Consider the following 22232-nt stretch of genomic DNA (forward strand, 5'->3'; position numbering starts at 1 on the left):
TGGTGAGTTACGGAAGGGCCCACCTCGAGGAGCGCCTTAAGCGGGCGCTGGCTGAGGCCATCGGGGGCCTGGAAGACCCCAGGCTTTTCCTCCTTACCGTGGAGGCGGTGCGCCTGTCCCCCGATGGCCGGGTGCTCACGGTGTACGTGGAGGCCTTCAGCGACGAGGAGAAAGCCCTTCTGGCCTTAAGCCACGCGGAGAGAAGGCTCCTTTCCGAGATCGCCCGCAGGGTGCGCCTACGCCACCTGCCTCATCTGGAGTTCGTGCCGTGGAGAGCGAGACCCGCATAAAGGTGCGTTATGCGGAAACCGACCAGATGGGGGTGGTCCACCACTCCGTCTATGCGGTGTACCTGGAGGCGGCCCGGGTGGAGTTTTTGGAAAAGGCAGGCCTGCCCTACCACCGGGTGGAGGCCCGGGGGGTGTTCTTCCCCGTGGTGGAGCTGGGCCTGACCTTCCGTGTCCCGGCCCGCTTTGGGGAGGAGGTTCTGGTGCGAACCCGCCTGGCCCACCTTTCTCGGCGGGATCTTCTCTTTCGCTACCGGGTGGAGCGGGAGGGGACGCTCTTGGCGGAGGGCTTTACCCGGCATCTATGCCAGGTGGGGGAGAAGGCTGGCCGCATTCCGGAAGACCTCTACCAAGCCTTGAGTGTGCTACACTTAGGATAGCATTGTGGGCATGAGCCATGACCCTTTTACGCTTTTTGAGCGGCACATCAATCCCGGCTTGGCAGGGTTGCTTCGCTTCACCGGTCTGGACCGGATCGAGTCCCATGCCGAAGGTCCCTACGTCTGGGACACCACGGGCAAGCGCTACCTGGACTTTTTGGGCCTCTACGGCACCCTGAACCTGGGCCACCGCCACCCCAAGGTGGTGGAGGCCGTCAAGGCCCAGCTTGAGCGCATGCCCATGTCCGTGCGGGTCCTGGTTTCCGAGCCCACGGCGAGGCTTGCGGCCAAGCTGGCGGAGATAACGCCCGAAGGCCTGGAAATGGTCTTCTTCGGCAACTCCGGGGCGGAGGCGGTGGAGGCCGCCATCAAGCTGGCCCGGGCCTATACGGGGAAGCCGGGCATCGTTACCACCCACGGGGGATTCCACGGCAAGACCATGGGGGCCCTCTCCCTTACCCCCAAGCCCGAGTATCAGGATCTGGCCAAGCCCCTTCTTCCCGGGGTGAAGGCGGTGCCCTATGGGGACCTCGAGGCCCTGGAAGGGGCCATAGATGAGGAAACCGCCGCGGTGATCGTGGAGCCCATCCAGGGGGAAGGGGGAATCCGGGTGCCCCCGGATGGCTACCTGAAGGGGGTGCGGGAGATTACCCGGGAAAAGGGCGTCCTCATGATCGCCGATGAGGTGCAGACCGGCCTCGGGCGCACGGGAAAGCTCTTTGGGGTGGACTGGGAGGAGGTGGCTCCCGACCTCATGACCCTGGCCAAGGCCTTGGGGGGCGGGGTGATGCCCATCGGGGCCTGTGTGGGCCGGAGGGAGGTCTTTGAGATCTTCAAGCAAAACCCCCTCTTCCACTCCTCCACCTTTGGCGGTAACCCCCTGGCGGCGGCGGCGGCCCTGGCGGCCATCGAGGTCACCCTGGAGGAGAACCTGCCGCAAAGGGCCCTGGAGATGGGGAGCTACCTGATGGCGGGGCTCAAGGAGCTTAAGGCCCAGTATCCTCGCCTTATAGAGGACGTGCGGGGCCGAGGCCTGATGCTGGGCGTGGAGTTCACCGATGCCGACATCGGCGCCTTGGTGGTGGCGGAGCTGGCGGAAAGGGGGGTGATCACCGCCTTCGGGCTCAACAACCCCAAGGTGGTGCGCCTCGAGCCTCCCCTCATCATTGGCAAGGAGCACGTGGACGAGGCCCTTTCGGCCTTCTCAGAAAGCCTTAAGGCTACGAAGAAGGCCCTGGAAGGCCTCTTGGGTTAGAATGCGGGAAACCTTACTGGAGTTTTTCAAAAAGACCGGCAGGCCCCACCGCTTGGAGGAGATTCTCAGGCGCTTTGGGCTGGAAAAGCGAGAGGCCAAGGCCTACCTTAAGGCCCTGGTGCGGGAAGGGTTGTTGGAGAAGAAGGGAAGCCAGTACTTCCTCCCCGCCCGGGTGCAGGGACCCATCAGCCTCCACAGGGATGGGTATGGCTTCGTGCGCCTTCCCGAAAAGGACCTCTTCATCCCGCCCGGCTACACCCAGGATGCCTGGCCCGAGGATCTGGTGGAGGCCCGCATCATGCCTCCTGGGCGGGATGGTAGGCCCTGGGGGGTGGTGGAGCGGATTCTCAAGCGGGCCCGGGAACGGGTGGTGGGTACTCTGGATTTCCGCAAGGGGTATGCCGTCCTCATCCCCGACGAACCGGGCTTGCCGGAACTCAGGCTAATCCCTGAGGGCCTCCATGGCCTCAAGCGGGGAAGCCGCATCGTGGTGAAGGTCCACTACGACCAGCGCCCCTACGGGGAGTTCTTGGAATACCTGGGGGAAGGGGACGCCCCGGAAACGGAAACCCAGGCGGTGATTGCTAAATACGGCCTGAGGGCCGAGTTCCCGGAGGAGGTCTTGCGGGAGGCGGAGGCCATTCCCCTGGAGATCCCCGAGGCGGAGCTAGCCCGCCGCCAGGACTTCCGCCACCTTCGGGTCTTCACCATCGACGGGGTGGACGCCAAGGACTTTGACGACGCCATCCACGTGGAGCGCCTTCCCAAAGGGTATCGCATCGGGGTGCACATCGCCGACGTTTCCCACTACGTCAAAGAGGGTAGGGCCCTGGACCAGGAGGCCTTCCTAAGGGGAACCAGCGTCTACCTGCCGGGGCGGGTTCTGCCCATGCTCCCCGAGAGGCTTTCCAACGGGGTGTGCTCCCTGAAGCCTCACGAGGACCGGCTGGTCCTCTCCGTCCTGGTGGAGCTGGATGAGGACCTGAAGGTGAAGCGGGTGCGCTTTGCCGAGGGAGTTATCCGGAGTGTGGCCCGGATGACCTACACGGAGGTGGAGGCCTTCGCCGAGGGCTTTGGCCTGCCCGAGGAGCACGCCTTTTTGGCCGAGGATCTAAACCTCCTCCTGGACCTTACCCAACGGCTCAGACAAAAGCGCCTCGAGGCGGGGTCCCTGGACTTTTCCTTCCCCGAGGTGAAGGTGGAGGTGGAAGACGGCACCCTCCACCTCATCCCCCAGGAGGAGCCCAGGGCGAGAAGCCTTATCGAGGAACTCATGCTCCTGGCCAACCGGGTGGTGGCCGAGCACCTGGTGAACAAAGGGCTTCCCGGGCTCTTTCGGGTACACGAGGAGCCCTTGGAGGAAGCCTACGGGAAGCTCCGCACGGCTTTGGCCCGGCTGGGGTATACCCTGCCGGAGAAGCTTTCCTCCAAGGCCCTGCAACGGGTTCTCCTCGAGGCCAAGGGCCGGCCGGAGGAGCCCGTGGTGGCCAACCTGGTCCTGCGCTCGTTGCGTTTGGCTCGGTACGCTGCGGAGAACCTCGGGCATTTCGGGCTGGCCATGGAGCACTACCTGCACTTCACGAGCCCCATCCGCCGCTATCCGGACCTGGTGGTGCACCGGGTGCTCAAGGCCATCCTTCGGCGGAGCCTTACCCCAGCCAAGAAGGTCCGCTGGCAGGAAACCTTTCCCGCCATCGCCGAGCACGCCTCGGAGATGGAAAGGAAGGCGGAGGCGGCGGAGCGGGAACTCACCAAGTACTACATGGCCAAGTGGGCGGAGCTTCACCTAGGGGAGCGGTTCGTGGGCAAGGTGACCGGGGTGGCCAGCTTTGGCGCCTTCGTCACCCTGAAAAACGGGGTGGAGGGCTTGGTGCGCCTCGAGGCCCTGGGCCCTTACACCTACAGCGAGGAGGCTCTGGCCCTTCTGGGTCCCAAGGGCAAGAGGATCCGCCTGGGGGACGAGATGGAGGTGGTCATCGCCTCTGCCAACCCCAGGCTGAGGCAGGTGGACCTGGTCCCCTACGTGGAGGAAGCCTCCGCGAGGTCCAAGTCCAAGACCCAAAAAGGCCAAGGCAAGGAGGTGGATATGCGCAAGGTGGTTGGACCCCCAAAGGACAAGGCCCGGGACACCCGTCCCGAGCGGGCCACGGTGAACACCGTTTACTTCGGTGAGTGGGCTCCCAGGGAGGAAAAGGCCGGGATGCACCGCCCGGTGGACACCAGGGCCAAGAGGCGGCGTAGGCGCCGCTGATACCGCCCCACCCTGGCTTCGCCCGGGACCCGGCAAAGCCCTTCGGCCCTCGCCTTGGGTGGCCGTGGGGTACGATCCGGGGAGAGAGGGCATGAGGCCCCATCGCCTGGGGTTTAGCCGGGAAGGGTGGGGAAGACCAGGGTGCCGGCCCCCACGGCGGAGAGGGTGGGGGCCTCGAGGTCCAGGCGGTAGGCCAGGACCTGGCCCCTCCGGCCGGTGAGGAGGGGGCTGAGGCTTGCCACCACCTCCACGGCGTCCACGCGGGTGGGATTCCCTCCCAAAACGGCCAGGGCGGCTTCCGGCTCTCCCTGAGCCAGCCTTTCCAGAAAGCCCAGGTCCCGCCTCCGGGCCTCCGCCGCCAGGGTACGGGAAAGGGGTGGGTCCCCGAACCGGGGTCCCACGTGGGAAAGATCCACCGCCAGGACCAAAAGGCCCGGGTAGTCCTTGCGGACCACCTTCAAGGCCTCCCCTAGCTCGGGGCTTCGCCGGCCCACCAAAAGGGGAAGGACCTTGCTTTTGGGGAAAACCCCCTTGAGGAAGAAGAGGGGAAGCTCCAGGCTATGTTCCTCCCGGAAGGCCAAGGGGGTGTTGAAAAGCTCGTAGGGCAGGAGGGCGTCCAGGGCCTGCAGGGCCGCAAGGTCGGGCTCCGCAGGGCCAAAGGGGGTCTGGAAGGGAACGGGAAGGCCGGCGGCCTTCTCCTTGAGGGGCCGGTGGGCCACCCCCACCAGGTAGATCCGCTGTGGCTCTGGGGTTCCTTCCAAGGCAGCCAGGGCGGCTCCGTAGGCCTCGGGCACCCGGCTCGGCTCCAGGTGGGGAAGCAGGAGGATGGAGGGGCTCCCTTGAGGCCTTGGCCCCGGGAAGCTGGCCCGGAAGGCCTCGAGGAAGGCCCGGGCCTCCCTTTCCCCTTGGGGGTAGGAAAGCCCAGCCAGGCGCATGGGGCGCTCTTTCCTTAGGCTTTCCTCCTCCTCCCTTAGGCGCCTTTCCACGGTTTCCGTAAGCACGAGCCCCGCCTCCTCCAGGGCCTTGAGCAGGTCCTCCAGCTCCTGCCTGGGCACCAGAACCCCATGGGCCTTGAAGACCTCTTCCTGTACTTCTTCCAGGGTTTTTCCCTCCATCAGAGAGACGAGAAAAAGCCCCCCTTCCGTAAGGGCCACGGGCTTGGGGAAGATCCCGTAGGGGTCGCTGAGGAGAAAGCCCCCTTCCACCGGGGTGATCTGGGGCTCACGCAGGCGTATTCGTTCCATCGCCCTTCCAATATAGGAGAAAAGCCCTGGCCTCTTCCCGGGTGCGCACCCTTCCCTCCGCCTGGGCCAGAAGGAGGGCCTCCAGGGCTCTTCCCACCTGGGGACCGGGCTTGAGGTCCAGAAGGGCCATCACCTCCTCCCCGGAGAGGAGGGGGCGTTCGGGGAGGGGCTCGGAGAGGGTTTCCCAGTAGGCCTCCAGTACCTCCCAGGCTTCCTTTTCCACGCCTTTCGTGCCCAGGCGGTCTGCTGCCATGAGGTAGGGAAGGGCGGGAAGGAGGTGGTGGCGGCGGAAGTAGAAGCGGCGAAGGGCCTGTTTCCCCTCAGGGGGGCGGTCCATGTGCCGTCCCACCAGGGCCTTGGCCCTCTCCACCGTTTCCTTTGGGAACCGTAGCCATTCCAGGGAAGCTCCCGTCAGCTCGGCCCCTACCTCCGCATGGCCGAGGAAGCGGAAGCGGCCCGCTTCCGGGTCAAAGCGACGGGTCAGGGGCTTGCCCACGTCGTGGTAAAGGGCGGCCAGCCGGGCCTCCAAGGGGGCCTCGGGCCAAAGCCAGGCCAGGTGGAAAAGCACGGAGAGGGTGTGCTGCCAGCCATCCAGATGGTGGACGCCCCCCTGCTTAAGACCCACCAGGAGGCGGAGCTCGGGAAGGTAGACGTCCAAAAGGCCCGTGCGCTCCAGCAGGTGAAAGCCCCAGGCCGCCCTGGGGGAGAGGAGGAGCCGGCTCAGTTCCTCCTTCACCCGTTCCCGGGCGGGAAGGGCCTCGAGGTGAGCCTGGAGGAAGCGGGCATGGTGGGAAAGGGCGTTTCGGGTTTCCCCGGGCAGGCCAAGGCCCAGGCTGGCAGCCAGGCGCACCGCGCGGAGGCTTCGGAGATGGTCCTCGTAAAGATTGGCCTCCCGTACGGGAACCAGCACCCTCCGGTTCAGATCCTCGTCCGCCCCGCGGATGCCGAGGATGCGGTTTTGCCTCCAGAAAAGAGCGTTAAGGCGGAAGTCCCGCTTGAGGAGGTCTTCCTCCAGGCTTCCCTCCAGGGGGGAGAAGTCCAGGACGAGGCCCCCTGTGACCAGGCGGTACTGGCCCCGCTCCTCGTCCAAGGGGAACAGGGTGCCCCCCAGGTGGCTTTGGGCATCCTGTGCCGCCTTCCTGGGGTCCTCCGCCACGAAGTCCAGGTCCTGCGGCCTCCTCCCGAGAAGGAGGTCCCTTAGGGCACCCCCCACGGGGATGGCCCCCTTGGGGGTATAAAAGGGGAAGTCTCTATGGGCGATCGGGCGAAGCACCCCATCATTATCGGCATCACCGGGAACATCGGAAGCGGCAAGAGCACGGTGGCCGCCCTCCTAAGGTCCTGGGGCTACCCGGTCTTGGACCTGGATGAGCTGGCGGCACGGGCCAGGGAGAACAAGAAGGCGGAGCTTAGGCGGCTTTTCCCGGAGGCCTTTGCGGGCGGGGAGCTGGACCGGAGGGCGCTGGCCCAGCTGGTCTTTTCCGACCCGGAAAGGCTTAAGGCCCTCGAGGACCTCCTCCACCCAGAGGTGCGAAGGCTTTTGGCCGAGGAGCTGGCCCGCATCAAAGCCCCCTTGATCTTCCTGGAAATCCCCCTGCTTTTTGAGAAGGGGTGGGAGGCCCATCTGGATGGAACCCTTTTGGTGGCGGCTCCTGTGGAGGAGCGGGTGAGGCGGGTGGTGGCGCGCTCGGGGCTTTCGCCGGAGGAGGTCCTGGCCCGGGAAAGGGCCCAGATGCCCGAGGAGGAGAAGAGGAAGCGGGCCACCTGGGTTTTGGAGAACCGAGGAGGGCTTAAGGAGCTGAAGGAGGGGCTGAGGGAGATCCTGGCCCGGATCCAGGAGCGTTTTGGGATAAGCTAAAGGGCATGCGGGTGGCCTTGGTATCGGGGGCAAGCCGGGGGATTGGGGAGGCCATCGCCCGGCTTCTCCACGCTAAAGGGTACAGGGTAGGGCTTTTTGCCCGGGATGAAGGGAGGCTTAAGGCCTTGGCCTCGGAGCTGGGGGAAGGGGCCGTGGCCTTGCCTGGGGATGTGCGCTCCTTTGCGGACTGGCAGAAGGCGGTGGCGGGCCTCTTGGAGGCTTACGGCCAGCTGGACCTCCTGGTCAACAACGCTGGGATTGGCGTGATGAAGCCCGTGGCCGAGCTCAGTGAGGAGGAGTTCCGCCAGGTTTTGGAGGTGAACCTGGTGGGGCCCTTTTTGGGCCTCAAGGCGGCCTTGCCAGCCCTCTTGGCCTCGAGGGGGATGGTGGTGAACATCGCCAGCCTGGCGGGCAAGAATGCCTTCAAGGGCGGGGCCGCGTATAACGCCAGCAAGTTCGGGCTTTTGGGCCTCATGGGGGCGGCCATGCTGGAGCTCCGGGAGGCTGGCGTACGGGTGGTGAATATCCTGCCAGGCTCGGTGGACACGGGCTTTGCCGGCAACACCCCGGGAGCCTCCTGGAAGCTTTCCCCTCTTGATGTGGCCCAGGCGGTGCTTTTCGCAGCGGAGATGCCGGAAAGGGCTATGGTGAGCGAGATAGAGCTCCGTCCCACCCACACTGCCCCCAAGGTGGGCTAAGCTAAGGCTATGGCTTTGCCCAAGAAGCTTCAGGAAGCCCTGGATCTGATTCGGGCCATGCCCAAGGAGCTCAAGGCCCAGGTGCTTCTGGAATACGCCAAAAAGGTGCTCACCCCGCCTCCTGGGGTGGAGCTGGAACGGGTTCATGAATGCCAGACCCCCTTCTTCCTGAGGGCGGAGGTGGAGGGGGGAAGGGTTAGGCTTCACTTCTTCGTCCCCGATGAAGCTCCCACGGTGAAGGCCTTTGCGGGTCTTCTGAAGGAGGGCCTCGAGGGGGAGCCCCCTGAGGCGGTGCTTTCCGTGCCCCCCACCTTCTACCGGGGAGCAGGGTTAGAGGAACTCCTCACCCCCTTACGGCTAAGGGGCCTCGAGGCGGCCCTTTTGCGGTTGCAGGACCAGGTGCGGAGAGCCCTTTAATGCCACCCTACTCTGCCACTAGGCAGGGTGGGGGCCCCGGTAAACCACCCCACGCTGCCTTGCGGCAGCGTGGGGGCCCCGGTAGGGTATAAGCCATGCTCCTTGCCTTCGTTGTCGGCTACTTCCTGGGAAGTTTCCCCATAGCCTTCTGGTTCGGGGCCCTTAGGGGAAGAAACCTGCTTAAGGAGGGCTCGGGCAATCCCGGGGCCTTTAACGCCTACCGGGTTTTGGGGCCCGTGCCTGGCCTAATGGTTCTCCTCCTGGACGCCTTTAAGGGGATCCTGGCGGTGGTCTTGGGGGAGGGCGTTGCGGGAAGCCCTTTGGGAGGCTTGGCCGGAGGGGTGGGAGCGGTGTTTGGGCATGCGTTTTCCCCCTGGCTTGCTTTTCGGGGAGGCAAGGGCCTGGCTACGGGGGCCGGGGTGCTTTTGGCGGTGGATCCCCGGATGCTTTTGGGCTCCCTCCTTCTTTTCGCCATCCTCCAGGCCCTCTTTCGCCGGCCCTACCGGGTGGCCTTGGCGGTGGCCTTGGCCCAACCCCTCTTGGCGGCCTTGCTTCATCCTTCTTTCGCTTTCCTCCTCTTCGGCCTGGGGCTTGGCCTTCCCGTGGCCTTGCGCCACCTCAAGGACTGGGATCGCTAGCTAGTAGGGTAGGGGCCAGGTGCGGAAGTAGTTGCGCATCCTTCCCCAAAGCCCCACCAGGCCCAGGGGTTCCAGGATGAGAAAGGCCAGGATGAGGAGGCCGAAGGCCACATTCCGCCAAGCAGCTAGGGTAGCGGCGTACTGGGGCCCCAGGGCCCCCACCAGGCTGTTCAGAACCTCAGGGATGAGGAGGACGAAGAAGGCGCCCAAAACCGCCCCCAGCACCGTGCCCGCCCCCCCCACGATGACCATGGCCAGGTACTGGATGCTCACCGTGAGGGGAAAGTACTCGGGGGTTACCGCCTTGTAGAGCTGGGCCAAAAGCCCCCCCGCCACCCCCGCGTAAAAGGCGGAAAGGGCAAAGGCCATGAGCTTCACCCGCACCAGGTCCACCCCCGCCACCCGGGCGGAGAGGTCGTTGTCCCGCACCGCCATGAAGGCCCGTCCTGCCCGGGTCATGAGGAGGCGTTTCCCGTAAAAGAAAAGGGGAAGGGTAAAGAAGAGGACCAGGTACCAAAGCTTCTCCGGCGTGTCCAATGCGAGGCCGAAAAGCTCTGCCGGGGGTAGGGTCCTTCCCCGGATACCCCCGGTGACCCCTTCCCAGTTCTTGAAGACGTAATCGGCCAGGAACTGGAAGGCCAGGGTGGCGATGGCCAGGTAGACCCCCTTGATGCGCAAGGAGGGAAGGCCCAGCACGAGACCCAAAAGGGCGGCGATTCCCCCTCCCAGGAGGATGCCCAGGAAGGCCAAAGGGCCGTAAAGGTGGCTTGCGGTGTAGGCGCCTACCCCCATGAAGGCGGCATGCCCCAAGGAGATCTGTCCCGCACCGCCCACGAGAAGGTGGAGGCCCAAGGCGCTTAAGGCGCCAATGGCCACCAGGGTGGCCACGTACATGGGGTAGGGGGAGAGAAGGAAGGGTAGGAGCACGAGAAAAAGCAGGAAAACCCCCAAGGCCAGACGCCCCAAGGGCGTGCTGGCGTAGGCTTCGTCCTCCCGGTAGGTTTCCCGCACCGCCCGGGCGAAGCGGCGGCTAAAGGCATCGGTAAGCTGTTTGCTAAGGGGGTACATCCTAGACCTCCTGCACCTCTAAGGTGGCCTCGAGCCTCCCTTCCCCTTCCAGGTAGCGGATGGGAAGCACCACCTCCACCCTTCCGCCCTCGCCGTAGAGGGCCTGGATCACCGGGCCGTAGCGGGCCTCCACCACCTGGCGGCGCACCTTGCGGGTACGGGTGATCTCCTCGTCGTCGGGGTGGAGCTCCTTGGGGAGGATGGCGAAGCGCTGGATCTTGAGCTTTTCGGGAAGGGTCTGGTTCACCATGCGGATCTCCTCGGCGATCAAGGCCTTGACCTCGGGCCGTTCCGTGAGGGATAGGTAGGTGGTAAAGGGAATGCCCCGTTTCCTGGCCCAGTTCTGCACGTTTTCCGGATCCAGCTCGATGAGGGCCGTGACAAAGGGTCTTCCGTGCCCCAGCACCACGGCCTCGCGGATGTAGGGGGAGTACTTCAGGCGATTTTCCAAAAACTGGGGAGCAAACCGGGTACCGTCCAAAAGGGCCCCCACCTCCTTGACCCGGCCCAGGATCACCAGATGCCCCCTTTCGTCAAAGAAGCCGGCATCCCCGGTGCGGAAGAAGCCATCCTCGGTGAAGCTTTCCTCGGTGGCCTTCTCCTGGCGGAAATAGCCCTGGAAGACCTGGGGCCCCTTGACCTGGATCTCCCCTTCCTCGCTGATGCGCACCTCCGTGTGGGGCAGGGGTGGTCCCACGGTCTCCGGCGGGGCATCCCCGGTGGTGTGGGCGGTGGTGGCGGCTGCGGTTTCCGACTGGCCGTAGACTTGGCGGATGTCCAGGCCTAGGGCCCGGAAGAAGGTGAAGACCTCGGGGCCTAAAGGGGCACCCCCGGTGACGGCGATGCGGCAGGCGGCAAGGCCTAGCCTGGCCCTTAGGGGCCTGGCGATGAGGGGGTAGAAGAGGGCCCGCTTTAGGTTGAGCCAAAGGCTCACCTTCTCCCCCCGGAACTCGCGGCTCGCCCCTTCCAGAAGGGCTCCCATCCCCACGCGGTAGAAGAAGGCCTTCAGGAGATCGGCATCCACCATGCGGCTTTGGATGAGGCTGGCCATGTCCTCCCAAAGCCTCGGGGGGGCCAGGAAGAAATCGGGCTGGACCTCTTTCAGATCTTCCCGGAGAGTGGTGGGGTCCTCGGGGAAGTGCACGGTGGATCCTTCCACCAGGCCTTGCACCACGGTGAGCATCTGTTCCCCGATCCAGGGGAGGGGCAGGTAGCTGAAGACCCAGGCCCCTTTCTGGAAGCCCAGGGCTTCCCGCAGGGCATAATGGCCGGCGAGAAGATTCTGGTGGGAGAGCATGGCCAGCTTGCTCCTCCCCGTGGTGCCCGAGGTGGGGGCGAGGAGGGCCACCTCCTCGGGGCGGCGCTTTTTCAGGGCTTCCTCGCCCACCCTGGGATCCCCGAAGGCCTGGCTGAAGCGCCGCACCTTGCCCTGGAAGTGACGGGACATCCCCGCCTCCTCCCAGACCAGGACGAACTGCACCAGGTGCAGGTGCGGGTAGACCTTGTCCAGCTGCTCCTCGTCGGAGACCACGATGCCCTTGGCCCCGGTGAACTCCAGGAAGTAGCCCACTTCCTCGGGCATAGCGTCCGCGTAGATGCCCATGGGCAAGGCTCCCAAGGCTTGGGCAGCCAGCTCGGCCTCCACCCACTCGGGGGCGTTGTGCCCAAGAATGGCCAGGACCTCACCTTCCCCCAGGCCCAAGGCCCATAACCCCCCGGCCAGGCTTAGGGTGCGGTCCAAAAGGTCCTTCCAGGAGGTCTTCTGCCAGACCCCAAGCCGCTTCACCCTAAGGGCTGGGGCCTCTGGCTCCCGGCTAGCATGCTGGTACAGGTAAGCGAGCAACGTTCCTTCCATGTTTCCTCAAGGTCAGCCTGCATGGGCTTACTACGCCTGCCCCAGATAGGCCTCCGCCACCTTGGGGTCCTGGCGTACCCCTTGTGGCGGGCCTTGGTAGAGCACCTCTCCGTAGGAGAGAACTAAGACCCTGTCGGAAAGCTCCAAAACGGCCCTTAGGTCGTGTTCTACCCAAAGAAGGGTTACTCCCCATTCCTCCTGGGCATCCAGGAGAAAGCGGGCCAGGTCCTGCTTTTCCTCGAGGGACAGACCGGCCATGGGCTCGTCCAGGAGGAGGAGTTTGGGCCGACTGGCCAGGGCCCGGGCCACCTCCACCCGCTTTTGCAGCCCGTAGGGAAGCATGCCCGCAGGGGCGTGGCGGAAGGGGGAGAGGTGGAGGTAGTCCAGAACCTCCTCGGCCCAAGCCCTAATCTGCCATTCCCGCTGGGCCCGGGGGAGGGCCAGGGGGTAGGTGGACAGGGCTAGCTCGGCCCCTAGCTTCACGTTATCCAAAACGCTCATGCCCCGGAAGATCTCCAAGCCTTGGAAGGTGCGGGCCAGGCCCATCCGGGCCCTTTCCTGGGGGCTTTTCCCCCGGAGGTTTTGGCCCAGGAAGGTTACCTCTCCCTCGTCGGGCTCGTACACCCCGGAAAGGACGTTCAAGAGGGTGGTTTTCCCTGCCCCGTTGGGCCCGATCACCGCGAAGAACTCCCCCTCAGCTACGCGGAACTCCACCCCCACCAGGGCCTTGACCCCCTTGAAGGCGAGGTGGAGGTTCTTGGCCTCGAGGATCACACCCATCGCTTCCTCCTGCGGTAGCGCTTGGACTGGCGGAAGCCCACCTCTTCCTTGCCCAGGTAGAACTCCAACACATCCTGGTCCTCCTGGGCAGCTTTGGCATCCCCCTCAAACACCACCCGGCCCCGCTCCAGCACGTAAACCCGGTCCACGATGGAGAGGGCCGCCCGGGCGTTTTGCTCCACCAAGAGGAGGCTCAGGTTTTTCTCCCGCCTTAGGGCCTCCAGGGTGCGCATCACCTCTTCCACCAGCTTGGGGGCGAGGCCCAGGGAAGGCTCATCCACCACCAGCACCTTGGGCCGGGTGAGAAGGGCCATCCCCAGAAGGAGCATCTGCTGCTCGCCCCCCGAAAGGTAGCCCGCCTGCTGGTGGCGCCTTTCGTAAAGCCGGGGAAAGCGGGCGAAGACCTCCTCCATGCCCTCTTTGAGCTCCCGTGGGGAAAGGCGGTGCCCTGCGGCCACCAGGTTCTCCACAGGGGTCAGGTAGCGGAAGATGGGGCGCCCCTCGAGGACCGCGGTAAGCCCAAGGCCCGTGATGCGCACCGGGTCCAGGTGGGTGGTGTCCTCCCTGAAGAGGCGGACGTGCCCGTCCAGCACCCGCCCTTCAAACTGGGATAGCAGGCCGGCTACGGCCCGCACCAAGGAGCTCTTGCCGGCCCCGTTGGGGCCCAACAGGGCCACCGCTTCTCCCTCCCTGACCTCCAGGGAGACCCCATCCAGGGCCAGGATCACCCCCCGGTAGACTACCTTGAGGTTCTCTACAGCTAGGATCATGCTTTGGCAACCTCCATGCCCACGGAGTTTGGAGAAGGGTTCTCCCTGGGTTCCCACCCTGGCGTCAGCCAGGGCGGGGTGGTGTCACGCCCTCTCAATCTGCCGCTCGCCCAATAGCCCATAGGGCCTCACCAGAAGGACCAGGAGCACCACCACGAAGGGCAGGGCCTCGGTGAAACCGGGAAGGAGGGGTTCCAGATAGCGCTGGGAGAGGGCCTCGAGGACCCCAAGGATCAACCCCGCCAAAAGCGCTCCCCCCACCGAGTCCAATCCCCCCAGGATGGCCACGGGGAAGACCTTTAGTCCCAAGAAGACCAGGTTGGGCCCTACCCCGCTGGCCGCAGCCAGAAGGGCCCCGGCGAGGGTGGCCAGGAGGGCGGAGATCCCCCAAACTCCCGCCAGGATGCGGGCGGTGGGGATGCCCAGGGCCAGCGCGGCCACCTCCCGCTCGGAGATGGCCCGGACCAGGATGCCGTAGCGGCTCCGCCTTAAGGCGAAAAGGAGGCCCAAGCCCAGGGGCAGGGCCAGGAGCAGATTCCAGACGGCCCGGGAGGAGACGAAAATTCCCCCAGCCTGAAACCCCAGGTTGGGGAGGCTTCCGGAGAGGTACTTGAGGTCCGGACCCCAAAGGAGCTGCACCACCCCGTCCAAAGCGGCCGCCAGGCCGATGGTGGCCATGATCACCGCCACCACGCTCCTGCCCAAAAGCGGTCGCACGAAACCCCGTTCCACCAGGAGTCCAAAGAGGAAGGCGAGGGGCAAGGCAGCCAGTATCGCCAGGGGTAAGGGGAGGAAGAGGGCGAAGGTATAGGTCAGGTAAGCCCCCACCAGGAGGAACTCGCCGATGGCGAAGTTCACCACGCTGGTGGCCCGGTAGACCAAGACGAAACCCAAGGCCAGAAGGCCGTAGAGGGCTCCGTTGGCTAGGCCGCCGATGAGATACGGTAGAAGGTCGGGCATAGGCGTGTTGGGCTGCCCCCAGGCACGGGAAGCCTGGGGGCGGAACAGGGGTCAGGCCAGCTTGATCCAGTCGGTGATGGCGTTGAAGCGCCCGTCCTTCACGCTGGCCCGGTAGAGCTTGGTATAGGGGAGGCGGTGGTTCACGAACTGGAAGCCCCGCGTTAGGCCCATGGCGTTATAGTCCCCGATCTTCTCCAGTTGCTCCACCAGCCCGGCCCGGGTGAGCTTTCCCGCCTGGGCTGCCCGGCGCATGGCCTCCGCCACGGCCAGGGCTACGGCCACGCTCCCCATGTAGTAGGTGGGCCGGTAGGAGGTGTCCCGTCCCTTTTTCTGGCGGAACTTCCTTAGCTCGTTCACCGCCGGCACCAGGGTGTCGTACCAGTAGGCGTTGTGGTAGGTGACGGTGAATCCCTCGGCGGCGGGGCCTGCCCGCTGGATGAGGGCCAGCTCTGCCGAGTAGTAGGTGCCCATGAACTGGGCCCTTAAGCCTTGCTCCCTGGCGGTGCGGAGGATCAAGGGTTCCGCGGAAAGGGCGTAGCCCTGGAGGATCACGAAGTCGGGATTGGCCCGGCGCAGGTTGAGGACCACGGGGGTGGCGTCCGTGAAGGCCGGGGGCGTGACTTCCTCGTGGACTATCTCCATCCCCAAGGCCTTGGCCCGCTCCTTGGCGTAGGGGATGGGATCGCGGCCGAACTCCGTGTTGGAGTAGACCAAGGCGATGCGGGCCCGGCCCTTTTGCAGGCGTATCTGGCGTAGGAGGGCCTCCATCATGTCGTTGTAGGTGGGGCCGAAAACGAAGATGGTGGGGTAGGTCTTGGGATCGGCAAGCTCGTTGGCGAAGCTGGTGGCGGAGTAGGGAAGGCCCATGCGGGCGATCTCCGGGGCCAAGGCTTTGGAGAGCCCCGTGGAGTCCCCGTATACGAAGAGGAGCTCATCGGGGCGTTCCCGGGATACCACCCGGTTGAAGGCGGCCGTGCCCTTGGCCACGTCGTAGCCGGTATCCTCCACAATGAGCTCCAGCTTGCGGCCACCCACGCCCCCCAGGACCTCGTTCACGTAGTCCACCCCATCCACGAAGCCTTCGCGAGAGGCGTTACCTGCAAAGGCGAAGGGTCCTGTGAGGGGAAGGAGGGCGGCGAGCTTCACCGTCCGCGCCTGGGCGGTGGCGATATAGGGCATGCCCACCGCGGCCAATGCACCTACACCCAGCTTCTTCAAAAACTCCCTGCGCTTCATCGTACGCCTCCTTTCGGGTTGTACTCGGAAAAATACCATGCCCGAAGCCACCCGTCAAGTCCTTCGGGAAGGTCTAGGATGAAAGCATGCGTTGGCACACCGTTTACCGCCGCTTTGTCCTGGGCCGCCACTACCGGTTTGCCCGCGAGGCCCTGGTCCCCCATTTCTTTGATGCCCTCACCGCCTACGCCATGGAGCTTTCCCGGTTGGGCATTCCCAGGGCGGAGGAGGCGGTGGCGGCCCTAAGGGAACTCCGTACCCTTCCGCTTCCCAGCTTCACCGGTGAGGTGGAGGATGTCTTCTTCTCCATCTACTCCCAGCTTGCCGAGCACTGGGGGGAAGAGGTGGCGGGGGCCATACGCCGGGGGCTATCCCGCAACGACCTGGACCTCACGGCCTTTCGCGCTTACCTGAGGGACCGGGTGTTGGCCTTGCTGGGGGATTTTCTTCGCCTACGGGGGGCGGTACTCCGGGTTGCCGGGGCCCACGCCGGGGTACCCCTGGTCCTGCGCACCCACCACCGGCCCGCCCAGCCCTCCACCTTGGACCATTACCTACTCGGGGTGGAGGCCCTTTTGGAGAGGGACTTCCGCCGTTTGCAACAGGCTTTGGACACCCTGGATCGCTGCCCTTTGGGGGCCAGTGCCCTGGCGGGGAACCCCTATCCTGTGGACCGGCGGCGGCTCGCCGCCCTTTTGGGTTTTGCCGGGCCGGTGGAGAACACCTTGGATGCCGTGGCCTCTGGGGATTATGCCCTGGAGCCGGCCTCGGCCCTGGCGGGACTGGGCACCAGCCTCTCCCGTTTCCTCACCGACCTGCTGGCCCTGGCGGAGCGGGGGGCCTTCGTGGTAGGGGAGGGGTTGGCCCAGGGTTCCAGCTTCATGCCGCAGAAGCGAAATCCCGTGGTGCTGGAGCACGCCCGCATCTATGCGGGTCATCTTCTGGGGGGGGCGGGTACTTTGGCCTTCTTGAACCATAACACCCCGTTCACCGATCTCAACGACCATTCCACCGGGGTGTTGGAGCCCTTGGCGGGGCTTTTGGAAAGTGCTGAGGCCGTCTTGGAGCTTACCCGGGTGGCCCTCGAGGAAAGCCAGTTTGAGCCAGCCCTCCTCCTGGAGGAGCTCTCCCCGGAGGTCCTGGCCTCGGAGGCGGTGGACCTGTTGGTGCGCAAGGGGGTGCCCCTTGCCGAGGCGTACCGGCGGGTACAGGGCGCCCTACCCGGGGTCCGGCCCGAGCTCTTGGGGGTGGAGCGGGAGGAACTCATCGCCTGGATGAGCCTCGAGGGCTTTTTCGCCCGCCGGGAAGTCCTGGGGGGTGTGGGGCCCAAGGCCCGGGCGGAGGCGATGGCCCGGGCCAGGAAGCGGCTTAAGGAAGACCGGAAGGCCTTAGTGGCCCTGAGGGCTCGGGTGCGCCTGGCCAGGCGCCTGTTGGCCAAAGGGCCTGAGGGTTTCCAGGCGGAGGAAGGCGAGAAGGCTACGGATCAGCAGGGGCAGGTAGAAGGCCAGGAGCACCAGGAAGAGCCCCGGGGCTAGGAGGTACAGGAGCCCGCTTCCCCCCATGACCAAGGCGAACCAGGCGGGGTGAAAGAAACGAGCACTCATACCCCCATCATCTGATAGGGGTGGGGGGTATGTCAGCGGGTGCGGAAGTATTCCACGGTGAGCCGGATGCCCTCCTGGAAACCCACCTCGGGCCGCCAGCCATGGGCCATGAGCTTCAAGGGAGAGAGCACGCTTCTTTCCAGATCACCGGGACGCGGAGGGGCTGGGTTGACCTCTGGATGCTTACCGGCGGCCTCGGCCACCGCCAGGAGGACCTCCTGGGTGGTGTGTCCCTCCCCCGTTCCCACGTTGTAGATTCCCTCCAGACCCTTCAGGGCCAGGTTGTGGGCCCGCACCACGTCGGCCACGTAGATGTAGTCCCGCACGCACCCCTCGTCCCCGGGGGTCCTTCTGGCGTAGAGGGTGACCGGTTCTCCCTTGAGGATCCTTTCCGAAAAGATGGCCACCACCCCGGCCTCCCCGTGGGGGTCCTGCCGGGGGCCGTAGACGTTGCCGTAGCGCAGGGACACCCACTTGAGCCCGTAGTTTTGCCCGTAGGCGGAGAGGTAGTGCTCAAAGGAAGCCTTGCTGGCGGCATAGGGGCTTTTGGGTTTGGGGGGCCAGGTTTCCTCGGCCCGTTCCCCTTCGGGAACCTCCCCGTAGATGGCTCCCCCGGTGGAGGCGAAGACCATTTTCTCCGCCCCCCACTTTCGCATGGCCTCGAGGAGGTTCAAACCGCCCAGGAGGTTCACCTCGAAGTCCAGGGTGGGGTTATCCACGCTTACCTTCACCGAGGCCTGGGCCGCCTGGTGGGAAACGTGGGTGGGGCGGAACTCCCTAAAGACCCTTTCCAGGCTTTCCTTGTCCCTGAGGTCCACCTTGTAGAAGTAGATGCCTTTGGGGACGTTTTCCCGTCTGCCCGTGGAGAGGTTGTCCAAGACCGCCACCTCCACACCCTCGCGCACCAGGCTTTCCGCGATGTGGCTACCGATGAAACCTGCTCCGCCCGTTACCAATACGCGCATGCATATCCTCCCCAACCGCCCGTAGCAGGGCGGGGTAAACCGCCTCCATCCTATAAGGCCCTCGTCTGGGGATTAGCCGATTTTGACCTCGGGCTCATTCCCAGGCCGCCACTTGATGGTGCAGCCGATGGCGGGAGCCTCCTTAAGGGGTGGCTCCTCCCCCCTGAGCAGGGCTTCGATGGCGGCCTCGAGGTCATGGCTTTGCACCTGCTCCGGGAACTTGGGGCTGTCGTTGACGCGGCCGTGGTAGCGGAGGAGGCGCCTTTCGTCAAAGAGGAAGACCTCGGGGGTGCGCAGGGCCTTGTAGGCCTTGGCCACCTCCTGGGTTTCGTCCAGAAGGTAGGGGAAGAAGATGCCGTGCTCCTTGGCGAACTCCACCATCTTCTCCGGGGCGTCGTCGGGGTAGCGTTCGTAATCGTTGGGGTTGATGCCCACGAAGGCTACCCGGCCCCGGTACTTCTCCGCCAGGCTCACGATCTCCTGGATGGAGCCCTTCACGTAAGGGCAGTGGTTGCACATGAAGATCACGGCCAAGAGGGGTTCCTGGAACTGGGAAAGCCGGTACCGTCCTCCCCGCGGGTCGGGAAGCTCGGCGTCGATAAGGGGGCTTTCCAAGGGAAGCTCGGGATACTGCAACATGCGGTTATCTTAGCGTAAGAGTCCGGGGAGGACAATAAGCCCCTTCGGGCCTTAGTATAATCCTCACCATGCGGGGGCTTACCTCAGAGGAGGCACAAAGGCGCTTGGCGGAGTACGGTCCCAATGCCCTTCCAAAGAAGCCGCCCGAGCCCCTTTGGCGCAAGTTCCTGCGCCAGTTTCAGAGCCCCCTCATCTACATCCTGTTGTTTGCCCTCCTGGTGGACCTGGGGCTTTGGCTTTACGAGGGAACCCATGGCCTTCCCCTAGAGTCTTTGGCCATACTGGCCATCCTGCTTCTCAATGCCGGGCTCGGAACCCTGCAGGAAAAGCGTTCGGAGGAGGCCCTAAGGCGCCTTGAGGCCCTGGCGGAGCCCATGGCCTGGGTCCTCCGAGATGGTCGCTTCCAGCACCTCCCCAGCCGGGAGATCGTGCCCGGGGATGTGGTGCGCCTGGAGGCAGGGGACCGCATACCGGCAGATGGGGTGCTCCTGGAGGCCAGCGGGGTCTTGGTGGATGAAAGCCTCCTTACCGGGGAAAGCGTTCCGGTGGAGAAGAGGGTAGGGGACGAGGTCTTTTCCGGCACCCTGTTGGTGCGGGGAAGGGCCCTAATGGAGGTAAGCCGTACCGGCCTAAGGAGCGCCATGGGCCGCATCGCGGGGCTTCTTTCGGAGATGGAGGAGGAAAAGACCCCGCTGGAGCGGCGCCTCGAGGCCTTTGGCCATCGGGTGGCTCGCTGGGTGCTGGTCCTCGCCGCGGCCCTGGTGGTTCTGGGCTTTCTGGTGGAGGGCCTTTCCGGCAAGGTCCTCCTCTTCGCCGTGGCCCTGGCGGTGGCGGCGGTGCCTGAGGGGCTTCCTGCGGTCCTCACCCTGGCCTTGGCCCTGGGGGTAGAGCGGATGGCCCGCCGCAAGGCGGTGGTGCGGCGCCTTGCTGCGGTGGAGGCCTTGGGGAGCGTCACCGTTATTGCCACCGACAAGACGGGTACCCTCACGGAGAACCGCATGGAGGTGCAAAAGGTGGTGGGGCCGGACCCCCAAAGGGCCCTTCTCGCCATGGTCCTCTGCAACGATGCGGACCTGGAAACCGGCGCGGGGGACCCCTTGGAGATAGGCCTTTTGCGTTATGCAGCGGAGCACCTGGACGTGAGGCGGGTCCGCCAAGAAAACCCCAGGCTTTCCGAAAGACCCTTTGACAGCGCTTGGAAGTACATGCGGGTTACCACGCCCCAGGGTAGCTTCCTCAAAGGGGCTCCCGAGGCCCTTATCCCTCGCCTTGCTCTAAGCCAAGAGGACAAGGCTTCCCTTTTGGAACAGGCGGAAGCCTATGCAAAGGAGGGCTTTCGGGTGCTGGCCCTAGCCCATGGTGAGGGTGAGAAGGAAGAGGAGTTAAGTTTTCTTGGCTTTGTCCTCCTCCTGGATCCGCCCCGCCCGGAGGTGCCTGAGGCGGTGGCCAAGGTGTTGCAGGCGGGGGTTAGGGTGGTGATGGTCACCGGGGACCACCCGGCTACTGCCTTGGCCATCGCCCGTAAGGTGGGCATTCCTGCCGAAGTGGTGGCCACCGGGGAGGAGATAGGGGAGCTCTCCGATGAGGAGCTTCTTGAGGTAGACGTCTTTGCCCGGGTCAAGCCGGAAGACAAGCTGAGAATCGTGGAGGCTTTCCAGAAGGCTGGAGAGGTAGTGGCCATGACCGGGGATGGGGTGAACGATGCCCCGGCCCTCAAGCGGGCGGACGTGGGGGTGGCCATGGGGCAAAGGGGATCGGACGTTTCCCGGGAGGTGGCGGACCTGGTTCTCATGGATGATAACTTCGCCACCATCGTGGCGGCCATTGAAGAGGGGCGGAGCATCTACGAGAACATCCAGAAGTTCATCCGCTTCCTCTTCTCCACCAACCTCTCTGAGGTCTTGGTGGTGGCCTTGGGTATGGTGTTTGCCGCACTCCTCAGCCTCAGGGACGAGGCTGGGCACCTGCTTCTTCCCCTCACCGCGGTGCAGATTCTCTGGATCAACCTGGTGACCGACGGCCTTCCTGCCCTGGCCTTGGCCTTGGACCGTAATCCCCGGGTATTGGAGCGGCCGCCCAGGCCCAAGGACAGCCCCCTTTTGGACGCCCCCTCCTTGCGGTTCATCCTCCTCACGGGAACCATCAAGGCCGCCTTTGCCTTGTTGCTTTTGGCCCTTCTGCCGGGATGGGGACGGATCCAAGCCCCTTTAAGTGCCACCGAGGTGGCGCGTACCGCCACCTTCCACTTCATGACCCTGGGCCAGCTCTTTTTTGCTTACGCTGCCCGGCACACGCACCTGATACCCCTTCCAAACCCTTACCTGCACGGGGCGGTGGCTCTGGGCATCCTGATCCAGATCCTTCTCGGCACCCTGGCCCCTGGGGTGTTGGAGGCGGTGCCGGTTCCGGTATGGGTCTGGGGATTGGTTTTGGCGCTTGCCCTCTTGGCTTGGCTCATAGCCGAAGGGGTGGACCGGTTAATAGGGCGGAAGGAGGCTAGGCGATGAAGGCAAGGGATGCCATGACCGGCCCCGTGGTGAGTACATCCCGAAACCACCCTGGCAGAGGTGGCCCGGCTTATGTTGGAAAAGGGTTGGTCACCACCTTGCCCGAGGCCACCGCCCGCCTGGGGGCGGTGGACCTGGCTTTGGGCAACGTGCTGGGGAGCGTCATGTTCAACACGTTTCTTCTCTCCTATGCCGATCCCCTGTTTCCTGGCCCCCTTTTGGCCCAGGTGGAGGGAAGCCACCTTTTCAGCGTCTTAGTCCTCTTGGGTATGGCGGGGACGGTGCTTACGGGGCTCATGTACTAGAGCCTGAGGAAGCTTTGGGTTTTGGCCTACGACTCCTGGGCCATCCTGGTCCTTTATCTACTGGCGGCCTCGCTGCCCCTGGTGCGGTAAGGGACCACCAGGACCGGCTTGGGGCTACGGCGGACCACCTCCTGGGTCACGCTACCCAAAAGCATTGCGTCCAGCCCCGTGCGCCCATGGGTGGCCATGACCAAAAGGTCGTGCTTTTCCGCCTCCTTCAGGATCACCTCTGCCGCCCGCCCCTCCAGGAGATGGGCTTCAAACCCCACCCCCATTTCCTCCGCCATGCGGGTTGCGCGGTCCAGGGCGGCTAGGCCCTCCTTCCGCATATCGTCCACCAGGGCCTGGTAATAGGGCAGGGTTTCTGGGCCTAGAAGCAGCCTGGGTCCCAGGGGCTCCAGTGCGTAAAGGAAGGCCACCTTTGCGCCCAAGGCCTTGGCCAGGCGGAGGCCTTCTTGCACCCCGGCCTCGGCAGCCGGGCTACCGTCAGTGGGTAAGAGGATGCTTTGGTACAT

Annotated in this window: 22 protein-coding genes; 11 read left to right on the forward strand and 11 right to left on the reverse strand. The window is 64.9% G+C overall.

The features are described 5' to 3' along the window. Window positions 1-2: 2 nt before the first annotated feature. The 4 genes from MI302_RS05460 to rnr are packed head-to-tail and all read left to right on the forward strand — an operon-like array spanning window position 3 to window position 4173. The gene (locus MI302_RS05460) at window positions 3-290 is read left to right on the forward strand and encodes a ribosome-binding factor A (protein WP_239726422.1); all 288 of its coding nucleotides are present in this window, start codon (window positions 3-5) and stop codon (window positions 288-290) included. Continuing rightward, a complete protein-coding gene (locus tag MI302_RS05465; RefSeq protein WP_239726423.1) occupies window positions 269-667 on the forward strand; it encodes a thioesterase family protein in 399 nt (132 codons plus the stop codon). The genes MI302_RS05460 and MI302_RS05465 overlap by 22 nt, the downstream gene beginning before the upstream one ends. Before the next feature lie 10 nt (window positions 668-677). Further along, the gene (locus tag MI302_RS05470) at window positions 678-1922 is read left to right on the forward strand and encodes an aspartate aminotransferase family protein (protein WP_126188081.1); all 1245 of its coding nucleotides are present in this window, start codon (window positions 678-680) and stop codon (window positions 1920-1922) included. Between the two features lies 1 nt (window position 1923). Continuing rightward, the gene (rnr, locus tag MI302_RS05475) at window positions 1924-4173 is read left to right on the forward strand and encodes a ribonuclease R (protein WP_126188082.1); all 2250 of its coding nucleotides are present in this window, start codon (window positions 1924-1926) and stop codon (window positions 4171-4173) included. 113 nt (window positions 4174-4286) lie between these two features. Here the strand turns inward: rnr and amrB are convergent, their stop codons facing one another. Next, on the reverse strand, window positions 4287-5417 hold the full coding sequence (gene amrB / locus MI302_RS05480; protein ID WP_172959928.1) for an AmmeMemoRadiSam system protein B: 1131 nt from the start codon (window positions 5415-5417) through the stop codon (window positions 4287-4289). Beyond that, on the reverse strand, window positions 5395-6690 hold the full coding sequence (locus MI302_RS05485) for an HDIG domain-containing metalloprotein (protein ID WP_015716848.1): 1296 nt from the start codon (window positions 6688-6690) through the stop codon (window positions 5395-5397). The genes amrB and MI302_RS05485 overlap by 23 nt, the downstream gene beginning before the upstream one ends. On the opposite strand from MI302_RS05485, the gene coaE reads away from it, so the two are divergent. From coaE to MI302_RS05505, 4 genes are all read left to right on the forward strand, one after another. Continuing rightward, window positions 6670-7275, forward strand: coding sequence for a dephospho-CoA kinase (gene coaE, locus MI302_RS05490; protein ID WP_015716849.1), 606 nt, complete (start codon window positions 6670-6672; stop codon window positions 7273-7275). The two genes, MI302_RS05485 and coaE, sit on opposite strands and share 21 nt — an antisense overlap. A gap of 5 nt (window positions 7276-7280) precedes the next feature. Continuing rightward, window positions 7281-7973 (forward strand): SDR family oxidoreductase, encoded by a 693-nt coding sequence (locus MI302_RS05495; protein WP_015716850.1) that lies wholly within the window; start codon window positions 7281-7283, stop codon window positions 7971-7973. Window positions 7974-7982: 9 nt separating this feature from the next. Further along, window positions 7983-8390 carry a SufE family protein gene (locus tag MI302_RS05500; RefSeq protein WP_239726424.1) on the forward strand — a complete coding sequence of 136 codons (408 nt, stop codon included), beginning with the start codon at window positions 7983-7985 and terminating at the stop codon, window positions 8388-8390. A gap of 95 nt (window positions 8391-8485) precedes the next feature. Beyond that, complete coding sequence (locus MI302_RS05505; RefSeq protein WP_054392359.1) at window positions 8486-9028, forward strand: glycerol-3-phosphate acyltransferase; 543 nt, start codon at window positions 8486-8488, stop codon at window positions 9026-9028. On the opposite strand, the gene MI302_RS05510 is transcribed toward MI302_RS05505, so the two are convergent. From MI302_RS05510 to MI302_RS05535, 6 genes are all read right to left on the reverse strand, one after another. Beyond that, a complete protein-coding gene (locus MI302_RS05510) occupies window positions 9029-10096 on the reverse strand; it encodes a branched-chain amino acid ABC transporter permease (RefSeq protein ID WP_038030120.1) in 1068 nt (355 codons plus the stop codon). It lies immediately after the preceding gene. A gap of 1 nt (window position 10097) precedes the next feature. Then, window positions 10098-11951, reverse strand: coding sequence for an AMP-binding protein (locus tag MI302_RS05515; protein WP_038030121.1), 1854 nt, complete (start codon window positions 11949-11951; stop codon window positions 10098-10100). Window positions 11952-11981: 30 nt separating this feature from the next. After that, window positions 11982-12731, reverse strand: a complete 750-nt coding sequence (locus MI302_RS05520; RefSeq protein ID WP_239726425.1) for an ABC transporter ATP-binding protein — start codon at window positions 12729-12731, stop codon at window positions 11982-11984. Next, a complete protein-coding gene (locus MI302_RS05525; RefSeq protein ID WP_126169991.1) occupies window positions 12722-13498 on the reverse strand; it encodes an ABC transporter ATP-binding protein in 777 nt (258 codons plus the stop codon). The genes MI302_RS05520 and MI302_RS05525 overlap by 10 nt, the downstream gene beginning before the upstream one ends. Before the next feature lie 87 nt (window positions 13499-13585). Next, a complete protein-coding gene (locus tag MI302_RS05530; protein ID WP_015716857.1) occupies window positions 13586-14461 on the reverse strand; it encodes a branched-chain amino acid ABC transporter permease in 876 nt (291 codons plus the stop codon). A 51-nt stretch (window positions 14462-14512) separates the two neighbouring features. Next, window positions 14513-15697, reverse strand: coding sequence for an ABC transporter substrate-binding protein (locus MI302_RS05535; protein ID WP_239726426.1), 1185 nt, complete (start codon window positions 15695-15697; stop codon window positions 14513-14515). 86 nt (window positions 15698-15783) lie between these two features. Here MI302_RS05535 and MI302_RS05540 point away from each other — a divergent pair, with 86 nt between their 5' ends. Continuing rightward, on the forward strand, window positions 15784-17232 hold the full coding sequence (locus MI302_RS05540) for a lyase family protein (protein WP_239726427.1): 1449 nt from the start codon (window positions 15784-15786) through the stop codon (window positions 17230-17232). A 101-nt stretch (window positions 17233-17333) separates the two neighbouring features. Here MI302_RS05540 and MI302_RS05545 read toward each other — a convergent pair whose 3' ends face one another. Both MI302_RS05545 and MI302_RS05550 read right to left on the reverse strand, forming a co-directional pair. Beyond that, window positions 17334-18266, reverse strand: coding sequence for an NAD-dependent epimerase/dehydratase family protein (locus MI302_RS05545; RefSeq protein WP_126169986.1), 933 nt, complete (start codon window positions 18264-18266; stop codon window positions 17334-17336). A gap of 72 nt (window positions 18267-18338) precedes the next feature. Then, window positions 18339-18905 carry a thioredoxin family protein gene (locus MI302_RS05550; RefSeq protein WP_239726428.1) on the reverse strand — a complete coding sequence of 189 codons (567 nt, stop codon included), beginning with the start codon at window positions 18903-18905 and terminating at the stop codon, window positions 18339-18341. A gap of 68 nt (window positions 18906-18973) precedes the next feature. Between MI302_RS05550 and MI302_RS05555 the strand changes: the two genes are divergently transcribed. Together MI302_RS05555 and MI302_RS05560 are read left to right on the forward strand one after the other, a co-directional pair. After that, window positions 18974-21412 carry a cation-transporting P-type ATPase gene (locus MI302_RS05555; RefSeq protein ID WP_239726429.1) on the forward strand — a complete coding sequence of 813 codons (2439 nt, stop codon included), beginning with the start codon at window positions 18974-18976 and terminating at the stop codon, window positions 21410-21412. Between the two features lie 86 nt (window positions 21413-21498). Continuing rightward, on the forward strand, window positions 21499-21717 hold the full coding sequence (locus MI302_RS05560; RefSeq protein WP_239726430.1) for a sodium:calcium symporter: 219 nt from the start codon (window positions 21499-21501) through the stop codon (window positions 21715-21717). A gap of 53 nt (window positions 21718-21770) precedes the next feature. Here the strand turns inward: MI302_RS05560 and MI302_RS05565 are convergent, their stop codons facing one another. Beyond that, a complete protein-coding gene (locus tag MI302_RS05565) occupies window positions 21771-22232 on the reverse strand; it encodes a universal stress protein (protein WP_239726431.1) in 462 nt (153 codons plus the stop codon).

The organism is Thermus sp. NEB1569 (genome assembly GCF_022385295.1).
Taxonomy (GTDB): Bacteria; Deinococcota; Deinococci; order Deinococcales; family Thermaceae; genus Thermus; species Thermus scotoductus.